General features: G+C 75.1%; 1 protein-coding gene. It reads left to right on the forward strand.

All coding sequences use genetic code 11. The features are described 5' to 3' along the window. Window positions 1-779: sensor histidine kinase (locus AC5L3Z_RS29500; protein WP_494846647.1), on the forward strand; the 779-nt coding region annotated here is incomplete at both ends.

The following is a 779-nucleotide window of genomic DNA, read 5'->3' on the forward strand; positions in this document are numbered from 1 at the left end:
ACCCGGCTCACCCGCTCGGCCGACCGGGTCGCCCGGGTCGCCGAGGCCGAACTGGTCCGGGTCGCCGACGACGAGACCGAGGCCGGCCCGCCGGTCCGCCTCGACCCGGTCGACGTCCGGGCCCGCGACGAGATCGGCGACCTGGCCCGGGCCTTCGAGCGGGTGCAGCGCACCGCCGCCCGGTTGGTCGAACGGCAGGTGGCCGGCCGGCGCAACGTGGCGCAGATGTTCGGGCACGTCGGTCGCCGTACCCAGAACCTGGTCGGCCGGCAGATCGCGCTGATCGACCGGTTGGAGCGGCAGGAGGCCGATCCGGGCCGGCTGGAGGACCTCTACCGGCTCGACCACATCTCCAGCCGGCTGCGCCGCAACGCCGGCAGCCTGGTGGTGCTCTCCGGCTCGACCGGCAGCGACGGGCACGTCGCCCCGGTGCCGCTCGGCGACGTGGTGCGGTTGGCGCTCGGCGAGATCGAGGACTTCACCCGGGTGGACGTGCAGGTGCCGCCGGGCGTCTCGGCCGCGCCCGCCACCGTCGGCGACCTGGTGCTGGCCCTGGCCGAGCTGATGGAGAACGCGACGGTCTTCTCGCCGCCGCACACCCGGGTGGTGGTCTCCGGCGAACTCACCGGGACCGGTGCCCGGCTCTCCGTGGTGGACCAGGGCATCGGGATGACCGAGGAGCGGCTGGCCGAGGAGAACGTCCGGCTGACCCGACGGGAACGGCTGGACCTGGCCCCGACCGAGGTCCTCGGGCTCTTCGTGGTGGGCCGGCTGGCCCG

This window comes from Micromonospora sp. LZ37 (assembly GCF_059359015.1).